The sequence below is a fragment of the Lysobacterales bacterium genome, from assembly GCA_014946745.1.
Lineage (GTDB): Bacteria > Pseudomonadota > Gammaproteobacteria > Xanthomonadales > Xanthomonadaceae > Aquimonas.
The window spans coordinates 1-20,200 of record JADCRD010000002.1; the positions used below are offsets into that span (position 1 = coordinate 1).

Sequence of the window (20,200 nt, forward strand, 5' to 3'; positions counted from 1 at the left end):
GGCCACGGTCGGCGTCACCGGAATCACGAAGCTCGTGCTGGCGCCCGCGGCAAGACCCGCCGCAACCGTGCAGGTCACCGTCTGACCCGCGGCCGTGCAGCCCGCAGGCAGGGTGCCAATCGTCAAGCCGCTCGGGATAGCGTCCGTAATCGTGCTGGCCGCTGTGGTCGCCACCGCGCCCGTATTGCGCAGCTGCAGGGTGTAGCTGGCGGGTACGCCTACGGTAAAGCTCGCCGCGCTGGCGGTCTTGGCGAGCGTCAGCTCTGCACTGCCCAGAACCGTCGTCGAGGCCGAGGCCGTGTCGTTGCCGGTGTTGGTCTGGGCTGTAGTCGTGGTGATGGTCGAGGTCACCGTGATCGTTGCGGGCGTTGCAGGCGCGGTGTAGCGCACATCGAGGTTCAGGCTCTGGCCGGGGGCCAAGGTGCTGGGCAGGCTGCAGCCCGTCACCGCGCCGGTGCCCGCGTTGTAGGTGCACAGCGCGCCATTGAAGCGGACTTCGATCGCGCTGGCCCCTGCGGACAACTGGATGTTGTAGGCCACGTTGGCGGCGCTGCTGGCGCCGACATTGGCGTAGCTGACCTGCACATCCACCAGGCTGCTGGGCGGCACCGTGGCAGGCGCACTGACTGCCGTCGTGACGTCGGCGGTACTGGCAGCCACGATCAGCGTGCTGCCTTGAGCGACGTTGTTGGCGAGGTTGGCTTCCGGCGTAGTGGTCGTGATGTTCGACTGCACTTCGACGGTGCCACTGCCCGGCGCGGTGTAGCTGAGCGTCAGGCCGAAGCTGGCGCCGCTGGCAAGCGTTGCCGGGCCGCCGCTCACGCTGACGGCGCCCGTGGCAGGGTTGTAGCTGCAGGTCACACCCGCACCGGCGCAGCTGACACCGCTGAGGCCTGTCGGCAGAGTCAGTGAATAGACCACGCCGGCCGCGGCATCCGGGCCGAGGTTGCTGAAGTTCACCGGCACATTGACGGTCGAGCCCGGGGCCGCGGTGGCCGGCGCGCTGAGGTTGGTGGCCACATCGACGCCACTGCCGGCGGTGATGACCGTGGTCGACGCCGAGGCGCTGTCGTTGGCGGGGTTCACGTCACCCGCGACATTGGCCGTGGCCGTAACGGTCACCACGCCGGAGGCAGGCGCGTTGTAGCGCAGGGCGAAGTTGACCAGGTCACCCGGGCCGAGGTTGCCGCTGAGGCCGGACACGCTGACCGCGCCCGTAGCCGCGTTGTAGGTGCAGCTGACCGGCGCCACGCAACTCACGCCCGTCAGACCGGGCGGCAGCTGCAGGCTATAGGTTGCGCCGGTGAAGGGATTGCTGCCGACGTTCTGGAAGCTCACGCCCGCGGTAATCAGGCTGCCCGGCGCTGCGGTGGCCGGGGCGCTGACGAAGGCAGCGACGTCGACCGGTTGAGTGCCGAGCACGGTGGTCACGCCCGAATCGGTGTTGTTGGCGAGGTTGGTCTCGGGGCTGGTGGTGCTGATCGTCGACTGCACCTGCACCGATCCGCTGGCCGGCGCGGTGTAGAACAGCTGGAAGGGCGGCGCCGAAGCGCCCGCCGCCAGCGAACCCGGCAGCCCGGTCACGGTGACAGCGCCGGTCGCCGCGTTGTAGCTGCAGACCACGCCGACGCTGCAGCTCACGCCGCTCAGGCCCGGGGGCAGCTGCAGCGAGTAGCTGAGGCCCGCAGCGGTGCTGCCGCCGACGTTGGCGTACTCGACATCGACGGCCACCACTGCGCCGGCGACGGCGGTTGCCGGTGCCAGCACGCGGGTCAGCACGTCGGCCTCGTTGCTGCCGCCGATCACGGTGATGCCGTTGGCCGAATCCGGGGCGAGGTTCGGCCCCTGGTTGGTCGTGGTGCCGATGGTCGCGGTCACCGGCACGCTGCCGGACGCGGGCGCCGTGTAGCTCAGGGCGATGTTCTGGATCTGGCCCGGCGACAGCGAGGCCGGCAGGCCAGTCACCGTGACCACGCCGGTGGTCGGGTTGTAGGCGCAGGACGCGCCCGCACAGCTGACGCCCGTGAGGCCCGGCGGCAGCTGGATCGCATAGGTCACGTTGGCCGCATTCTGCGAGCCGACGTTGCCGAAGCCGACATTGACCAGCACGTTCGCGCCCGGGTCGGCGCTGGCCGGCGCCTGCACAGTGGCGATGACATCAGCGAAGTCGATGATGTCGAGCACGCTCGACTGCGGGCTGGTGGCCTGATAGGTCCACAGGTTCAGGCCCTTGGTGTCGCCGAAGCCCTGCAGATTGGGGGTCGTTCCGCCGGTGTCGCAGTCGGCGTTTCGATTGGCTGCGTTCAACCAGTAGCGATAGAACCGGCCGCTGCCACCGAAGTCGGCATCGGCGGAGTTGGCGCCGACGAGGTTGACGTTGGGCGTGGACTGCTCCAGCGGGCTGCCCGCTCCGCACAGATGCCCGTTGAGCTCGCCAACCGCGGTGCCGCCACGAGTGACATAGCCACGGTCGTCGTAATAGACCAGCGCGTCCTGGATGTTGCCGTTCAACTTGGTCAGCGTCGGGCCGCCGTTGAAGTTGCCCTCGACGTCGGCGAAGGGGAAGTGCGCCTCGCCGTTGCGGCCCACCAGACGGAAGCGGTAGCCGTTGCCGGGCGGGAAGTTGTTGCCGGCGTTGTCGCGGCCGTCCCAGACGATGCTGTAGCTGCCGGTGCCCGATTGCCCGGTCAACACGCGGTTGGTGGGCAGCGCCGGATCGAAGTTCACCCCATCGCGGCTGACCACGATTTCAAACGAAATGGTGTCGGTGACGGTGAAGCTGAAGGTACCGCCCTGGCCCACGTAGGCGGTGGCACCGCCGGTGGGCGGATAGGTGAAGCGGAACTCGTTGACCTGCGGCGGCAGCGGCGCCACCGGAATGCCGAGCGCACCCAGCACACGCTGCGCCTCGGCGTTGTTCGCCGCATTGCCGGCTGAGGGCGTGATGTCGCTGAAGAAGATGGGGAACTGCGCCGGCTGCACCGTCAGGCCGGCCGGAATGCCCAAGCTGACCAGCGGATTGGTGGCGCGGATGTTCTTGTACAGCGGCTCACCCTGGTCAAGAAAACCCAGCGTGTTGGCGAAAAAGGCGCCGCCGTTGGGATCGATGCCGGACAAGCGCTGGCGGTAGCGGTAGCCGTCGAGAGTGACGTAGTAGAGGTCCTGGAACAGGCGTCGGCCCGGGCCGTTGTTCGCGGTGAACACGGTCCAGGCGTAGGTGAATACGCGGGCGTTGAGATCGGTGGTGCTGGTGTCGCTGGCGCGGACGGTCACGTCCCAGGCCGCGACGGTATTGCTTGAAACCGCAGGCGTGGCGATATTCGCGTCGGGGTTGCCGCCGGTGTTCGCCCCCGTGAAATTGACGCCGTAGATGCCGGTCACCGGAGCGACATACACACAGGGAATGTAGCCGGCCGGGTTGCCGCCGCCGCTCACCGCGCGCGGGCCCGCAAGCTCCTGTGCGCGGTCGGCGATCAGGCCGGTGGTGCCACTGGTGCAGGTGAAGTTGGCGGTCGCGGGCAGGTTCTCGCCGCCGCGCGGCCCGAAATCCTGCGGGTTGTAGACCTGGATGATGCCGATGCCATCGGCCGTGCGGTTGCGGGATCCCACCAGGATCCGCTCGCCTGCCTGCGCGTAGACGTAGATGAAGCCGCGCCGACGCACGACGTTCAGATACGAGGAGGCGGGGTCGGAAACGTCAAGATTTCCGCGCCCCGAGCCAGCGATGGCTTCGGCGCCACTAGGGTAAAGATTACGGCTGCCCTCGGCCGAGGCGGCCAGGGGCACGCACAGCGCGAGACACAGGAAAAACAGCGAAACGATTGCAGACGCGCGCAACCGTTGTGCCGCGCGAACGAAGGCTGGCAGGTGCATGCTGGCTCCGATGGGATGGATGGATGAGATGGGCGCCTCTGGTGGGCGCCTCAGCCCTGGACGCGAACTGCGCCGACGATTGCACTTTTCGCGCCAAAGATTGTGCCTGAGCTCGCGGATTGGGCAAACGATTGTGAAACGCACCTTCCAACGCAGAATCGCCGGCGTTCGGCACGGCTGGCGTGGCGCCGGGCCCGTTGTCCTGCGCATGCCCGTGCCTTGGGCCCGGCCGTCGAGTGCAAAAAAGCCGACGAACGGCATGCGCCCCTTGCGGGCATCGCCCGGAGGCTCTGACGCACAGCGTCACATGCCGTCCCGGACGCCAGCCTGCGGGCGCAATTGGCAATTGGCACTTGGAACTTGGCAGTCGGCTCCCGGGCGCGACACGGCCGGAGTCTGCGCAGATTTGCGGCGCGCGCTGCGCTGCGGCGATCAGCTGCGCGAGTCAAGCCAAGCGAGCAGCGCCTCGGGCTCCAGAGGACGACTGTGCAGAAAGCCCTGCAGCTGAGTGCAGCCCAGGCCGCTCAGCAGGGCCTGCTGGGGCTCGGTCTCCACGCCCTCGGCCAGGGTGGACAGCTCAAGCGACCGCGCCAGCGTGAGGATGCTGCGGACGATCGCCGCTGCGGTGTGATCCTTGGGCAGTGCCGACACGAAGCTCCGGTCCACCTTCAGTTTGGTCAGAGGAAAGCGATGCAGGTAGGCAAGGCTCGACCAGCCGGTGCCGAAGTCATCGATGCTGAGCCCCAGACCCAAGGCTGCCAGAGCCTGCAGCTGGCTGGCCGTGGCCTCGGTATGCTCCATCAGGGTCGACTCGGTGATCTCAAGCTCGAGTCCACGTCCATCGAGGCCGTGCGTCTGCAGCGCCTGCGCGAAACGCACCGGCAGATCGCCATGCCGGAACTGGTCGGGTGAAACGTTGAGGCTCATGAACAGTTGGCCGTGCCCCTTGGTCTGCAGCCAGGCCTTGAGCCGGCAAGCCTCTTCGATCACATAGCCACCAATGGGCACGATCAGCCCCGACTCTTCGGCCACCGGCACAAAGCGAGCGGGGGGAACCTCGCCCAGCTCCGGGTGACGCCAGCGCAGCAGGGCCTCCACGCCGAGCACACGGAACGGTGGCCGCGCATCGACGATCGGCTGCAGAAGCAGGCGCAGCTGGCCACGCACCAGCGCGCGCGCCAGCTCGCGCTGCAAGCGCACCTGCTGAGCGACGCGTTCGCCCATGTCCGCACGGTAGGTCGACAGGCCCCGTCCGCTGCCAGCCATCGCCAGGTCGGCGCAGCGCAGCAGCGCCTCGCCATCGGCCGCGTCGTGCGGAAAACCGGCGAGACCGCAGCGCAGCTCGAGGTCGAACTCGATGCCAATGACCTGCAGCGGAGTGAACTGCGCGCGCGCGAGCAGGTCCTGCGCCGCGGTCTGCAGCCCGGCTTGCTGTACGCCCTCGTCTGTCGACAGATCGATCAGCACAGCGAACTCGTTCTGACCGAAATGGGCCACGCGATGCTCGATGCCGTCCAGGCATCGGGTGAGGCGCTCCACGACCTGGCCGAGCAGGGCATGCCCGTGTGCCAGACCGAAGGCCTCGCGGAACTCGCCGAAGCGCTCAACGCGCAAGCGCAGCAGCAGCAGGGGGTGGGCAGGCACGCGCTCGATCCAGCGTTTGGCCACCAGCAGCAGGCCGCGCTCGTTCAGCGCGCCGGTGACCGGATCGTGCTCGGCGAAGTAGCGGCTCTGCTGCTCGCGCCGATGACGCTCGCCGATGTCGGAGGCGATTTCCGACACCCCAACGCAGCGGCCGTCACGGTCCTGGATCGGCGACATCGACAGCAGCACCCAGGCCTCACTGCCATCGCGGCAGCAGCGAAGACTCTCCATGCGCTGCAGCGTCGCGCCGGCCAGCACCCGCTGCAGACGCTGCCGCGCCTCGGGCTGCAGGGCCTCGGGCACCAGCAGCTCAACTGGGCGCCCCAGCACCTCAGACTCGCGAAAGCCGTACAGCAGCTCTGCGCCGTGATTCCAGCTGACGATCCGGCCGTCCAGATCGAGCGAGAGGATCGCATCGCCCGAGCTGCGCACGATCGCCGCCAGTCGCTCGGAGGCCTGATGCTGCCCCTCGCGCTCGGTGATGTCGATCGAGATTCCACCGACCAGGCGCACGCCATTGCGCGCGCCCAAGGGGAACTTGAAGGTTTCAAACAGGCCGCTGCTGCCGTCGGCGCGCAGGCCCGGCTCAAGCATGCGCTCGGCCTGGCCGGACTCGATCACGCGCAGATTGTTGCGCGCGTAAAGCTCAGCCAGCTCCGGTGCGAATACCCGCGACATCGGCATCGGCAGACCGGGCACCCCGAGGTGCTCCATCAGGCGCAGATAGGCCGCATTCGCGGCCAGGGTGCAGCCGCGCTCGTCGGCGATCCAGGCGAAACCGGGGCAGTTGTCCAGAAACGCCTGCAGCATGGTCTCGCGCTGCTTGAGGTCGAGCTCGACCGTCTTGCGCGAGGTGATGTTCTCGGCGGTGATCGCCACTCCATCCTTCAGCGGGACGATCTGATGGCGCATCCAGCGCAGCTCCGGCGGATGCTCGACGACCTCGAACTCTTCGACGAAGGGCAGGCCGCTGGCCAACACGCGCCGGCAGTTCTGAATCAGGACCCCGGTCCGGCTGCCCGGCACGCACTCGCGAATCGTCTGGCCGACCAGCGCCCGCGGGTCAGCGCGCAGAAGTTCGCCGCCCATCCGGTTGGCATACTCGACCCGGAAGTCCAGCACCTCGCCAGTGTCTGCGCGCACCACAGAGGTGATGTACAGCGCGGCCAGAGCGCTGGAGGCCGCGCCGGCGAACCACTCGGCGAGACGGGCACGCTCGCTGCGCACGGCGCGGGCCTCGGTGAGATCGCTTTGCAGAAACAGAAAGCCGCGCAGCCCCTCGCCATCGCCCCGCAGAGGCAACAGACGGCTGCGCAGGCTCATCGCACTGCCATCGCGACGCTGGGTCTCCAGCTCCACCTCGGTCGCCTGACCCTGCAGATAGGCGGCGCGGATCTGTGCCAGCGTTGCCTGCGCATTGCCCGCACCGCCGAGCGACCGCAGCGGCTGGCCGATCACCTCGGCGCGCCGCCAGCCCGTGCAGCGCTCGAAGGCGGCGTTGACGTAGCGCACATAGGGGCCGCCTGCGCCGCTGCCGCCTCGCTCGGCGTCCGTGACCAGCACCAGCTCTTCGAGATGTTCGAGGCAGTGCAGGGCCCACTTGAGGTCGAGCGAGGTCTCGGTGTTCATGGGCGTCCTCCCGTGGGGGGATGGTGAACCCCGCCCGCAGAGGCGTCCATGTGCTGCAGTCAATTCCTGCCCGGGATGATCCCTACCTCCGCGCACTCCGCGGGCACCCTCACGACCACAGCGCTCGCAGAGGCGAAATCCCCCGCTCCGCGCGCGCGCCTGCCGCGTGGGAACGCGGATTTCTGCGTACCGGCGCTGAGACACCTGCTCACCGCGAGCACCTCAGGGCTCGAAGCCGTTGCTGAAGACTGCCGCAGGCAGCGGCAGCGCGAGCCAGACATCGCGCAGCTGCTGCTCGGCGAACACCCCCACGGGCCGCGGATCCGCACCGAAGGCGATGCGCCCGGTGAAGCCGCGCTGCGTGGTTTCGGTATCGCGGATCATTTCGGTGCGCTCGCTGCTGGTGCAGGCAGCGTCGCTGCACTGCCACCAGCCGCCGCTGCCGAGGCTGCCGCTGACGTAGGCCGGCCGGTCGCCCGGACGCAGCCGCAGCTGGGGCGCGATGTCGAAGGGATTGGGCAAGGCCGCGCGCGGCGCGCTCGAACAGCTGGCATCGGCGCAGGTCAGCAGGTTTCGCGCCCCGGAGAAGGTGTTCTCCAGCAGCACCGGGCGGTTGTCCGCGCGAATGGCGATGCCGCCGCCGTTGAAGACCTGCTCCTCGCCCAGGGTTCGCACGGTCAGGCCAGTGCACTCGATGTCGTCGCAGCGCGCGAGCCGCAGCGCCCCCGCAAAGTTGCCCGGCGTGGGCTGGCGGCTCACCGACCAGGTCACCACCGGCCGACCATCGCCGCCGACCGCCAGGCCGAGGTCCGCGAGCGAAGTCGACTGCTGCGCGGCGTCCGGCTCATCGGCCACCAGCCGCGCCTGGCCGCTCGCGCAGTTCACGTCGGCGCACGAGAAGAGATGGACGGTATTGGTGCTGCGGATCATGTAGAGCATCAGCGGTCGACCATCCGGGCGGATCACCAGCTCGGTGAATTCCCCGCTGGCATTGCCCGACCCGCTCACTTCGCGGTGTGTGCCTGTCGTGCACTCGGTATCCGCACAGTCCCAGGCGGCACTGCCACCCGCGCTGGAGTAGTAGGCGAAGGGGCGGCCGTCGGGGCGGATGGCGATGGAGGGCCGCGATGCATCGGCATTGACGCCGCCGGTTGTGCGGTAGCCGACCGACGAGCACAGCGCGTCCGCGCAGACGCCGATGCGCGGCCGCCTCAGTTGGGTCCAGATCGCCACCGGGCGACCATCCGGAAGCAGCGCCACATCCGGCGACACAGCAGGCACACCGTTGGCAATGCGACGGATGAAGGCGGTACAGGCCGTGGTCGTGCATTGGGTCGAGCGCAGCTCGCTCAGCGCGGCATCCTGGTACTGGATCAGCGGACGTCCCGTCGAATAGGCCAGGGCAACACTGGTCGGACCGAAGCCAGGGCCCGCCTCCAGCGTCAGGCGCTGCGGCGTACTGCAGGCCGCGTCGCTGCAGACCGTCGCGCGCATGGCGCCGGCGGCAGGCTGATGGTGGCTGACCAGCAGATGGCCGTTCGGCAGGCGCGTGGCCGAGGGCGCATGGCCGCGGCCCGCGCCATCCAACGTCGACTGCTCGCTGGCAGCGCAGTTGCCGTCATTGCAGCGCAGACGCTCCAGGGTACCGCTGGCACCGCCGCGGAACACCAGATCGACGAAGCCGCTGGCATCAAGGGTGATCGAGGCATCGCCACCCGGCCCGATCGAGAACGACTGGAAGCTGGCTGCGCCGAAAGGCGCTACGCCGCGCGCCAGACGCAGCTCACCGCTGCTGCTGTCGTCGTAGGCGATCCACAGCAGATTGTTCGCGAAGGCCATGCTCGGGTTGCGACCACGGTCGCCGACGCCGTCGACGACGACGCTGCTGCCGCTGTCGCAGGTCGCACTGCCGCAGCGGTACAGGCGCAGGTCGCCGCTCGTCGCATCGTAGTAGGCGATGGCGGGAAAGCCCGTCGCAGGATCGATGGCCGTGGCCGTGCCGACGCCGACATCGTTCACCGTATCGAGCACGCGCAGCGTGGCGAAATTGCAGGACGAGTCGAAACAGTCGGCCGCTTCCAGATCACCACGGGTCGCGTTGTAGTAGGCCGCGAACGGCCGCTGCGCCAGGGCAGTTCGGCGTGCAGCGCTGACGTAGCGCCCGCGGTCGTCGCCGCTGCTGAGCTGAATCTCGGGCGCGCAGCCATCGCCACAGGACCCGGCGAAGAGCGCACGCCTGTTCTCGACGTAGTGGAACGCGGTCCACTGCTCGCTGTTTCCAGAGCGCGTCACCGCGAGGTGCTCGCCGAAGTCGTCCTGCCCATCCAGCAGGCGGACCACATAGCCCGGCGCAGGTTGAGACTGGGCCCAGACGGCCGCCGGTGCCATCAGCAGCCCAAGCCCGAAGCGCAGCCAACGCCCCACCCACCCACGCCGTCCAGTCCCTTTTGCTTCGCCACGCATCGCTCACCACTCCCGCTGAACTCGGGAGCAGTACGCCCCCGCTGGAGCGGTTTACGACGAAGGGCTGACGAACGTATCAGGGCAGGCGTGCGACCCGCCGGGCAAGCGGCATCAGGAGCCGCGTCCAAGGCGAAGCCCGCCCTGTCCGTGATCGTCGGGGCACCACCCCACACAAAAACTTCACAATCTTGCTAGCCTCTCCCCGGGCTCCGTCACATCCAGCGTTCCCTGCGGAGATGGACGCCTTGACCGCCACGTCGAATGGGGAGATTCGAATCATGCAAATCAAGAGGCACCCGGCTCGTTCCGCGCTTTTCACGGCCACGCTCACCGCGCTGGCTCTGGGGATCAGCATCCCGGCCCTGGCCCAGAACGCCAGCAACAACACTCCCGAGGAGGAGGCGGTAGAGCGCGAGGCTCAGCGGCTGGAGTCGGTGCAGGTGGTGGGGTCGCGCATCAAGCGCGCAACGATCGAGGGACCGTCTCCGGTCACGATCATCAGCAACAGCCAGCTGCAGCGCGAGGGGTTTGTCACGGTCGCGGAAACGCTGGAGACCATCACCCAGAACGCCGGCTCGGTGCAGAACGAACTGAACGCGGCCGGCGGCTTCACGCCCAACGGGTCGCCGGTGAACCTGCGCGGCCTCGGCGCTGGCCGGACCCTGCTGCTCATCAACGGCCGCCGCGCGGCTGACTATCCGTTCCCCTACAACGGCCAAAGCAACTTCCAGAACTTCAACAACATCCCGACAGCGGCCGTCGAGCGCATCGAGATCCTCAGCGGCGGCGCTTCAGCGATCTACGGCTCGGATGCGGTCGCCGGCGTCATCAACGTCGTGCTGCGCAAGGACTTCCGCGGCGACGTGGCCAAGCTGCGCACGGGTACGTCGAAGGAAGGCGGCGGTGACTTCGCCGATCTGCAGTGGGTCGGTGGACGCACTTCCGATCGCTGGAGCCTCACCTACGCCCTCCAGTACTACGCCGACGAGCCGGTCTACGGGTACCAGCGCGACTTCATGGATTCCCGTCTCGACAACCCGCTGCCGCCGGAGATTGTCGGCATCCAGCCCGCCGCAGGGCTGCGCATCAACCGCATCGGCCTGCCCACCGGCTCCACCTCATTCATTGCGCCGCCGTCCGGCACCTGCGCGCGTTTTGGCGGTGAGTACGTCGACTGGACGTACCGCGCGGTCAATGCGGCAACCAGCCAGCCCTTCACCCAGGGCAATGCCTGCGGCTACTTCGAGGACGTGGGCTACCAGTCGATCGCCAACGGCAACAACGACCTCTCCGGCTATCTCTTCGGCGACCTCGACTTCGACAACGGCGTGCAGGCCTGGGCCAGCCTGATGGGCTTCAACTCACGCTCCAAGTTGACCGGCGGCGTCGAGTTCATCAACGGCCCCCACACTGACGGCGTGGGCGTCACCAACACCTTCTTCGCGACGAACTCGGAGATCAACGGCAACGTCCAGGTTCAGCGCATCTTCACGCCGCAGGAGTACGGCGGCATCGAAGGCACGCTGCAGCGCTTCGAGGAGTCCTCGCTCGACCTCGCCTTCGGCCTGCGCGGCCTGCTGGGCGATCGGTTCGACTGGGAGGCCACCCTCGGTCGCGCCGACTACATCGCGACGCGCACACGGCCTCGCCTCGATGGCTCGGCGGTCACCGACTTCTTCTTTGGCCCCCGCTTGAACACCACCGGCACGCCGCGCCACCTGCTCAACCTTGAGCGCTTCTACCGGCCCTTGACGCCTGCCGAGTTTGCGTCGCTCTCGACGAACCTGAAGTACGAGTCGGAGTCCTACGTCAACCAGGGCAACTTCGTGCTGAGCGGCGATCTGTTCGATCTGCCCGCCGGCCCCGTCGGTTTCGCGACGGTGCTCGAATTCACTCAGCAGGGCTACGATCTGGATTCGCCGCCGGAAATCCTGCCCACGAATCGCCAGGCCTACAACCTGACCGGCACCAACGGCGGCGGCGATCGCGATCGCTATGCGATCGGCCTGGAGGCCGGGCTGCCCCTGCTCGACTCGCTGCGCGCAACCCTCGCAGCCCGCTACGACAAGTACGACGACATCACCAATGTGGACGATGCCCGCACCTGGGCAGCGGGCCTCGAGTGGCGCCCCACCGAGTCGCTGCTGGTGCGCGGCAACCTGTCGACGAGCTTCAAAGCGCCGGACATGCACTATGTCTACAACGAGGGCAGCGGCAGCTTCAGCAATGCGCTCGACACCTTCCGCTGCCTGTCGACTGGCGGCACGCCCGGCGCCTCGACCTGCGCAGGCGCCACCTATACGTACTCGGTGTTCGCGACCAGCCGCGGCGAGCCGACGCTCGAGGAGGAAAGAGGACGTTCCTTCACCGGTGGATTCGTCTGGGACGTCACCGACACCGTTTCCACGTCGGTGGACTACTACGAGATCAAGCTTGAGGGCGCGGTCACGAACCTCACCTCGACCTACATCCTCGACGCCGAGGCCGGCTGCCGCACGGGGCTCACGCGCACGCGCCAGCCCTATGCCTTCGCCATCGACTCGGCGTTCTGCCGGGAGATCGTCAGCCGCGTGCAGCGCGCACCGGCGCCGGGCGAGCCGACGGAGCGCATCACCGGCGTCCGCAGCGGTCCGGTCAACCAGGCCTATCAGCGCATCAAGGGCATCGACGCGTCGATCCGCAACCGCCTGGACACCGACAGCTTCGGCACGTTCGCCTTCAGCCTCGACTGGTCGCACGTGCTGAGCTTCGAACTGCAGAGCTTCGCGACCGATCCGGTGCAGGAAGACTGGCGCGACGACCCCGAGAACTTTGATTTCCGCAGCCGCATGCGCGGCTCGGTGGCCTGGGCCCGGGGGGACTGGACGACGAACGTGTTCGGCACCCGCTACGGCAGCGTGCCGAACTGGCAGGAGACTGGACGCATCGCGCCCTACATCCTGTGGAACGTCAACGCGAGCAGGCAGCTGACCAAGCAGGCCTCGATCGGCCTCTACGTGAACAACCTGTTCAACAAGTTCGCGCCGCGGGATGACGGCTTCAACGCCTATCCGTACTTCTGGCGCGCCTTCAGCCCGATCGGCCGCGAGATCTCCGTGCAGTTCACCTACGCGCTGGACTGAAGCGCCGCAGACGTCCACAGCAAAACTTCGAAGCCCGGCCTCGCGCCGGGCTTCGCTTTTGGCCGAGCCGCCGTCTTCATGGGCGAGCGCCTGCGAGCACCGCTATCGGCCAACTCGGCGATATCGACGTCCACGTCTGCGGCCTCTGCGGCGCAGGCGAACGATGACAGCGCGCTAAGGATCGTGCCGCCCTGCCCTCGTAGGCCTGCTGCAGCAAAGGTTTCAGGGCATCGAACTCGTCGATGGAGCTCAGCGTGATCTCAAGATCACCCGCGAGCGTTTCGCGATTATGCCGACACGCGCTCGTCTTCCCACAGCTCCATGAACATGCCGAGACCCCATGGCAGCCGGGACGGGCGACGCGGAAAGGCGGGCACCGGAACAGACCAGAAGTCACAGTCATCGGGAACGCCACGGACAGCTCACGCCCCGAGACCGTGGCGTGGACGCACAGCGAGCCACGGAGGCGCAGTCGGCTGATTCGCGACTGCCACCGCGTGGCCCGCTGGACCGCGCTGACCTCAGTGGATCTTCTTCAGCATGATATCCGCCGTCTCCAGCGCGCCCTCAACCCAGCCCTGCGCATCGGAGTAGGCCTCACCGCAAATGAAGAGTGGCGTTCCGGTCAACGGCTGAACGATCTGCTGCTTGACCTCCCAGCTCTTCACGCCGATGTTCCAGCTGTTCCAGCCGCCGCCGAACGGGTCGTCACCCCAGTCACGGAACGCTGCCGCCTGCACTTCGGGTGAGAAGCTCTGGCCGTGGATGGCGCGCAACTGACGCTCGACCTCATCGACCATTTCCTGGCTCGCCACGTAGCGATTCCAGGTGTTGTCGCTGGATGCATGCGTCACCAGGGCCTGGAACGGATTGCGCGGCACCGGTACTTCCAGCCCTTCGCGCCACGCTTGGCGCCGGCGCGGGCGCAGGCCGTCCCAGAAGCCGATATTGAAGCCATCGTCGTAGCTGGCCATCAGCATGGCGGGGCCGGCCTTGGCGGGTTTGCCTTCCGATGTGGGCCAGTAGTAAGTCTGGCGCACCGGCAGACTGGTCACCGTGCGGCCACTTTCCACAGGCACGAACTCGCCCTGCCCCCTGCTGTAGTCGTAGAAGCCCGCAGCCCGCCACCACGGATTCGTGTAGGTCGTGAACATCTTGAACAATGGCTGTGGCGTGACGCTGGCGATGAGATTGGCGACGCTCGGAGCCTGCAGCAGGGGCGTCTTGTCGGCCACCAGTTCAAGCGAGCGGCGGGGCATGGCCAGTATCAGCGTGCTGGCCTGCAGACGCTTGCCTCCGGATAGGCCCAGCAGGAACGTGCCGTTGCTCCACTCGAAACGCTCCAAGCGGGTTTCCAGCATCACTTCACCCCGCAACCTGCGGAACAGGGCTTCCATGGCCAGCGGCACCTGCTGAAAGCCCTGCTTGAAGCCCTCGTACTCGGGCGCGATGCCGAAGTCCGACAAGAACCACGGGATAGCGTCCGCGGCGTTCCAGTTGGAGACCACCGTTTCGTAGCCGCCTGCGTCCAGGCCCAGTTGATAGGCTTCATCGCTGATGACACGCAGTAGCAGATTCCAGAAGCCCTGCTCGTACAGTGGACGACCATCGAAGCTGGCCCTGCGCGCCATCTCATGACGCTCCGCATTGGTCAGGCCCGCCGCGGTGATGCCCGGAACGATCTGCTCGATGGCATTGACCATGACTACGCCCGGCGTGTTGCCCTGCTCCAGGAACGACAGGCGATACGGCACTTTGTCCGGCTGCTTGGTGAAGTCCGACAGACGCAAATGCACGCCACGCAGATACGCGATGTTCTGGTCCTGGTCCACCGGGAACGGGTAGGTCTCGATGCGTTCGATCTTGGGCAGGGCCTTGTTCAGTTCCTTCAGCAGGGCAACGATCAGCGGCTGGGTCTTCGGCAGGATGCGCATGCCGCCCAGTTCGGCAACCATATTAGGTATGCCCGGTGGCCGCACCGACAGCAGTCGCCCGCCGATGTGGTCGCTGGCTTCGATCAGCACGATCCGGCGGTTGGGGTAGCGCTGCTTGAGCCGCCAAGCGCTGTACACACCCGAGACGCCGCCACCAACAATCGCCATATCCGCGTTGGCATGGGTGTCAGCGGCTTCCGCCGCCTTCGTCGACTTCCTTCTGCTTTCGGCCACAAAGCCCCCTTCGGCAGCGGGTGACTGCCACGTTTTGGTTGGACGACGCTACCTCGCACTACAGTTCGCAGCACAGCGAACGGAGGCTACACATCTCGCGCTGCCACATGCGTGTCGCAGCGGGCGACCATGGGTTGATTCGGGGCGATTCGAGTCAGCCGGTCGCTCGGCACGGCGCACCTACTGACCCAAGCTGCGACGACCAGAGCCTTGAGCCCGCCGCCGAGATCCAGCTTCAGCCCCGCACGGGAAGGCACAAAGACGTTCGCCTTGCCCGCAACCTTCGCGTCTTCGAGCCTGTCGAGCTCCATCACCGCGAAGGCGTAGCACGCGCAGCGGGCGTTGTCGCGCGGCGGCCCACGGGGCGAGCAGCGCGCAGCAAGCCCGACGCACTCCGCCTGTTGCGCTCACCCACCCGGGCCGATCAGCGCAGTCCTGCCGCCTGGCGCAGGGCCCGCGCGACCGCAGCCGGGTCGCTTGGCGTCCACAGCAGCGCACCGCTCCCGCTTTCGATCCGCAGCGCCGGACCGATCCGCGTGACCGCGCAGAACACCGGTTCGCCGCGGCCGTCGATCTGCCATCCCATCGCGTCGCCTGGCGACCACCACGCCCGCTTCAGCAGCGGCTTCGGCAGGGTCTCGTCCGGCACGCTGGAAAGGTCGAGTTCAACGATAGAGGCGTCGCACAGGGCCTTGCGGTCCAGCACGAAGTGCCGATGCGCCGCCTCGATGCGCAGCGCGCCTTCCACCAGTGTCGCCTTGGGGGGTCGGACCAGCGCCCACGCCAGCAGCATCGACACGCCCGCGCCCAGCGCCGCGAGGGCCGCTGCGGCCCCGAGATGCTCGCCGCGGGTAATCACGGCAACGCCGACGCCCATCATCAGAGCGTCGAAGGCGAGGAACAGGGCGCCGCCGAGGGCGAGCCGACGACGACGAAGGGCCGGAGGAAACGCGAACGTCAGCATGCGGGGTCACGAGCGAGGCGCCTCAGCGTAGCGACGCGCCCCATCGAAGCACCGTGAGGACGAAGACCCGCAACGCGCCCGGGAAACTCGAAGGCGCGTTGCGTTCGGCCTGCCAGCCCGCCCTTGCCGGGCTCGGCTGCATCGTGTCGCTTCGTGGTGCGGGCCGGTGTGCAGGCCGGTGCGCGATGACGGGCCGGCGACGGCCGCTCCGGCAGCCTCGTGGGCCAATCTCAAGACCGCGCGAGCCGACCGATGCCCAAGACGACCCTGATCTTCGCCGCCCTGCTCGTCCTGCTGGGCGTCGGCGCGTTCGCTGTGTCGTCGAGCAGCACCGCACTGCTTCCCGCCTATGTCGGCATCGCCCTTGGCACACTCGCCGGCTTCGCCCTGGGCTTCAATGGTGCACGCAAGCACCTGATGCATGTGGCCGCCGTGGTGGCCCTGCTCGGGTCGCTCGCGCCTGCGGCCGCCCTGCTGATTCGCGCCGCGCAAATGAGCCCGCTGGCCTTGGGAGTCAACCTTGGCATGCTGACGCTGTGCGCAGTTCTGCTGGTGCTGATGGTGCGCGCCTTCATCGCGGCGCGCCGGGCTGGGCAAGCCGCCTGAGCGTCCGCGTCAGGCCCGAACGCGTGCGGCTCACGCCCGTTCTGCGGCATGCCTCCGATCCCCATGACGCCGGGGCGGCAGCAGCGGATGGGCTCCGAATGCGGATCTGAAGTTGCCGGCTGAAGGCGCCTTGCCAGAAGGTTCTGCAGACCAGTGTCCGCTGTCGGCAGGCGCTTACGCTGCCGCTTCTCGCGGTCGTAGTCGGAGGAGATCTTCTCGATCTGCGCCATGATCTGCTTGATGCGAGCCTGGATACCGCCGGCATCGCCGGCGCCGTCGATGATCGTGCTGCTCTCCTTGGACAGACCGGGCTGACGACCGCCGCAAGGCTGAAACAGGGTGAGCGGACATTTCTCGGGGGCAGTAGCCGCAATCACCCACAGGCGATGGGAGACGTACGCTGGCTCCCGCTTTCGTCAAGCACTCCGACCATCGGGCTTGGCCTTGCGTGCAGGCTTGGCCTTGCGCGGGCTGCGACGCGTGGCCGGGCCATGCTGCGGATCACGCCAGACCATGTAGACATCGGCTCGGGCGTAGTGCGAATCGGGCTTGATCGAGGGCTGCCGCTCGAACCCAAGACTCTCGTAAAGCCGCAGGGCCGGAATGAGCTTGCTGTTGGTCTCGAGAAACAGTCTCCGGCCGCCGCGGCGGCGGAACTCGGCGATCGCCGCCTCCAGCAGCGCGCGGCCGATACCCAGCCCCTGGCGCGACTCGTCCACGGCCATCTTGGTGAGTTCGTAGGATTTAGCCGCATCCGGCAGCAGCGCGCAGGTGCCCACCACATCGTCGCCGAGCATCGCGAACAGGATGCTGCCGCCTCGGGCGAGGATCTCGGGCTCCGGGTTGGACAGCACGCGGTGGTCGATTTCCTCGACATAGAAGTATCGACGCAGCCAAGCTTCGTTGAGCCGAAGGAAATGCGGCGCGAGCGCGGGCGCGTAGGGCACGATCCGCAGTGCGTCGCGGGCGGCTCCGGCGCCGCGCGCGAGCACTTCCTCGGCGAGCGTCGGCGTGATCACCCGCTCGAACACCGTCAGCGCATGCAGCAGGTCGACGCCATGCGCGTGGCAGTGCGCGGCGTAGACGTCCTCGATGGCGCGCCAGTACGGCTTCGCCCTGCGCAGTTCAGCCTGCGCCTTCGGAGTGATGGACAGCCGGCGCACGCGTCCGTCCGTGGCGTCGAGTTCAACCGAAATCCAATCCAAGGCAAGCAGCCGCTGCGCGAGTTGACTCACGGCGGAATGCGTTTGGCCGACGGCCTGGGCGATCTCTCCCACGGTCAGCGCCCCACGGTCGTTGAGGATCCGCAACACCGGCAGCCAGCGCGCTTGAAGCTTCAAACCCAGCGCCCGATACACGTCGTCCGCAACGGCATAGACACGCTCGCTGACCGCCCGAAGTCGGCTACCCAGGGCGACCAAGCCCAGGCTGGAGATGTATTCCATGACGGCATTCCAGTCGTTGTGTAAGCACTAACATATCCAGCTGGGCAAGCGCTCGCAACGCCCCGGCGCACAGCGCAAAACGGGATCCAGGGGCGCGCCGACAGTCCGAGGTGCGACACGGGCAGACAGATACGGCAGCGCGCCAACCCGCGTCGACAGGGGCCAAGGGGCATGCGCATTCGAAGCCCGGCGCCGATTCGCACGATGTCGGGGCGGGACTCGATACGCGAGAGTCAGCTTCGACTTCGATGACGGGAAATCGTGTTCTGGCACCATGTTGCAGGCGTCTGGCGATGTTGTGAACTAGCGCGGGTCGCCGGCGTTGGTGACGATCTCGCGCAGCGGGGCTTCCATGGCGCGCATGGCGATCGCGATGCTGTGGTTCTGCTCTTCGTTGATGCCCTTCAGGTCGCGGATCGCGGTCAGTGCGCGGATCAGCGCCACGCCGCCGCCGGGGACCACACCTTCTTCCACAGCTGCACGGGTGGCGTGCAGGGTGTCTTCAACGCGGGCCTTCTCACCTTCACCTCGACTTCGGTGGCGGCAACGACCTTGATGACGGCCACGCCGCCGGTCAGCTTGGCCACGCGCTCCTGCAGCTTCTCGCGGTCGTAGTCGGAGGTGGTCTCTTCGATCTGCGCGTTGATCTGCTTGATGCGAGCCTGGATGCCGTCGGCCTCACCAGCGCCGTCGATGATCGTGCTGTTCTCTTTCGAGATCACGCTCTGCAGTGCGCGGCCCGGACACAGGATCTCGACGTCTCGATCTTCTGGTCGCGTTCCTCGGAGATCTATGCACCGGCTTGGAGCGAAGGTCGACCTCGACTGCCCCAGGAAGGCAGAGCTTTCCAGTAACCAGTGGCCAAACCTGCGGAGAGGGAACGCCATCGTGGATCGCTGACCCGAACGCCCCGAGGTCGGGTGGAACGGATGGACGGCACCGGTCCACCGGGAACTCGCTTACTGAAGGGTGTCGCGTGCTGGCTCCAGCTGCTGCAGAAGCAACTCGGGCTCGAATCCATTCAGGCGGACGTCGGCCATCAGGAACGTCGGCACTGAGCGAACCTGCAGTCGTTCCGCGAGCTCGCGCGCACGCTCGGACTGTTCGACGTCGAGTTCGATGAAGTCAACTTCCCTTTCGTTCAAGAACTGTCTGGCGCGATCGCACACAGGGCAGCTCTTCGCCGAGACCATGATCGTCACTTCGGGTCTCGCCAGCCCGGTGGCCTGCCAGTTCAGGGGCTCGATCAAGGGTGGAACGGCGAGCGCCCTCCAGCTTCTGCCAGCGGCAATCCCGATTACGGCGGCGGCCGCCAGCGGCAGGAGCCAGAACAGCGCTTCGCGAATCCATGTCTTCGGTCGAGTATTCATCGTCTACGTTCCATTCGAGGCTGGAAATCGATGGCCACCGAAGCGGTGGCCATCGAATCGATCCGTCGGGCGCTCAATCGTCCCGGAACTAGAACGGCAGCTCGCAGCCGTTCCGCAACAGACAACGCTGGTACTTGAGAACGCAGTGGTCGTTCTGCCAGCCGCCGCACTGCCAGAGCACGTCATCGCATGCAAAGCAGGCGCCGCTGGTGGCGGAAACCACGCCGGCGACTCCGGCAGTCAGCAGGAACAGTGCAACCGAGAGCTTCTTTCGCAGATTCATGAATCGATCCTCTTGGGGTCTTGGAAACACACAGCGCTCCGCAAGCTTGCGAAGGCAGGGGTGGACGGAGCGACGCTGCCAACGAAAGGCTTGCATCACCCGTCCATTCCAAAGACTCGAAGAAACCGAAAATTCTCGATCACCAGCCCAGCTTCACTGGTTGGTCCAGCACATGGCCGCCCCCTCAGCGCTGCTCGAAGCGCCGTCCGGCGCCGTCACGGTGACCCGCACGCGAACCGGTCGGCCCGCTCTGCAGTTGCCGACCAGGGTCCGTGAGGTGCCGTCGGTGAAGTAGTCCTCGAGCCCCTGCAGAACTGTCCATTCGTATCGATACACGCGCACGGTTGACTGCGGCCAGGCTTCGCAGAAAGCCGATTCCGCCCAGGCCACACACTGGATCTCGGCCGGCGGCATGGAGGATTCGGGGGGACAGCTCTGCATTCCACTGCCCATCGGGCAGCTCTTTCGAAAGGTCTGAATGAGGTCCGGGCGGCCGCACGGAAGATCAGGCGGCGTGTTGGGAGGCGTGACGTCGCATGTCGCTCCTACGGCGATTGCGGTTGTCGAACCGAACAGCAGGCACAGGCGGGCCATGAGTGCGCACGAGCGATACATACGGAGTCTCCACTGGAC

Annotated in this window: 11 protein-coding genes and 1 pseudogene; 2 read left to right on the forward strand and 10 right to left on the reverse strand. The window is 67.1% G+C overall.

Going from position 1 to position 20,200, the window contains the following annotated elements:
- The 3 genes from H4O13_12420 to H4O13_12430 all read right to left on the reverse strand — a co-directional run.
- Positions 1-3,873 (reverse strand): hypothetical protein (locus H4O13_12420; protein MBE5316192.1); only part of this gene is annotated, 3,873 nt, incomplete at its 3' end.
- A 432-nt stretch (positions 3,874-4,305) separates the two neighbouring features.
- The gene (locus H4O13_12425; GenBank protein MBE5316193.1) at positions 4,306-7,146 is read right to left on the reverse strand and encodes an EAL domain-containing protein; all 2,841 of its coding nucleotides are present in this window, start codon (positions 7,144-7,146) and stop codon (positions 4,306-4,308) included.
- A 222-nt stretch (positions 7,147-7,368) separates the two neighbouring features.
- Entirely contained in the window at positions 7,369-9,570 is a 2,202-nt protein-coding gene (locus H4O13_12430) for a hypothetical protein (protein MBE5316194.1), read from the reverse strand.
- Between the two features lie 317 nt (positions 9,571-9,887).
- Between H4O13_12430 and H4O13_12435 the strand changes: the two genes are divergently transcribed.
- Positions 9,888-12,731, forward strand: coding sequence for a TonB-dependent receptor (locus H4O13_12435; protein MBE5316195.1), 2,844 nt, complete (start codon positions 9,888-9,890; stop codon positions 12,729-12,731).
- A 521-nt stretch (positions 12,732-13,252) separates the two neighbouring features.
- Here the strand turns inward: H4O13_12435 and H4O13_12440 are convergent.
- Both H4O13_12440 and H4O13_12445 read right to left on the reverse strand, forming a co-directional pair.
- On the reverse strand, positions 13,253-14,833 hold the full coding sequence (locus tag H4O13_12440; GenBank protein ID MBE5316196.1) for an FAD-dependent oxidoreductase: 1,581 nt from the start codon (positions 14,831-14,833) through the stop codon (positions 13,253-13,255).
- Positions 14,834-15,323: 490 nt separating this feature from the next.
- Positions 15,324-15,863 carry a hypothetical protein gene (locus H4O13_12445; GenBank protein MBE5316197.1) on the reverse strand — a complete coding sequence of 180 codons (540 nt, stop codon included), beginning with the start codon at positions 15,861-15,863 and terminating at the stop codon, positions 15,324-15,326.
- 252 nt (positions 15,864-16,115) lie between these two features.
- Between H4O13_12445 and H4O13_12450 the strand changes: the two genes are divergently transcribed.
- The gene (locus H4O13_12450) at positions 16,116-16,469 is read left to right on the forward strand and encodes a hypothetical protein (protein ID MBE5316198.1); all 354 of its coding nucleotides are present in this window, start codon (positions 16,116-16,118) and stop codon (positions 16,467-16,469) included.
- Between the two features lie 416 nt (positions 16,470-16,885).
- Here the strand turns inward: H4O13_12450 and H4O13_12455 are convergent, their stop codons facing one another.
- The 5 genes and pseudogenes from H4O13_12455 to H4O13_12475 all read right to left on the reverse strand — a co-directional run bounded on the left by H4O13_12455 (position 16,886) and on the right by H4O13_12475 (position 20,008).
- Positions 16,886-17,914 carry a MarR family transcriptional regulator/GNAT family N-acetyltransferase gene (locus H4O13_12455; GenBank protein ID MBE5316199.1) on the reverse strand — a complete coding sequence of 343 codons (1,029 nt, stop codon included), beginning with the start codon at positions 17,912-17,914 and terminating at the stop codon, positions 16,886-16,888.
- A gap of 312 nt (positions 17,915-18,226) precedes the next feature.
- Positions 18,227-18,654, reverse strand: a pseudogene (groEL, locus tag H4O13_12460) (chaperonin GroEL).
- Positions 18,655-18,873: 219 nt separating this feature from the next.
- Positions 18,874-19,284, reverse strand: a complete 411-nt coding sequence (locus H4O13_12465; GenBank protein ID MBE5316200.1) for a hypothetical protein — start codon at positions 19,282-19,284, stop codon at positions 18,874-18,876.
- A gap of 88 nt (positions 19,285-19,372) precedes the next feature.
- A complete protein-coding gene (locus H4O13_12470) occupies positions 19,373-19,567 on the reverse strand; it encodes a hypothetical protein (GenBank protein ID MBE5316201.1) in 195 nt (64 codons plus the stop codon).
- 153 nt (positions 19,568-19,720) lie between these two features.
- Entirely contained in the window at positions 19,721-20,008 is a 288-nt protein-coding gene (locus H4O13_12475; protein ID MBE5316202.1) for a hypothetical protein, read from the reverse strand.
- Between the last annotated feature and the right edge of the window lie 192 nt (positions 20,009-20,200).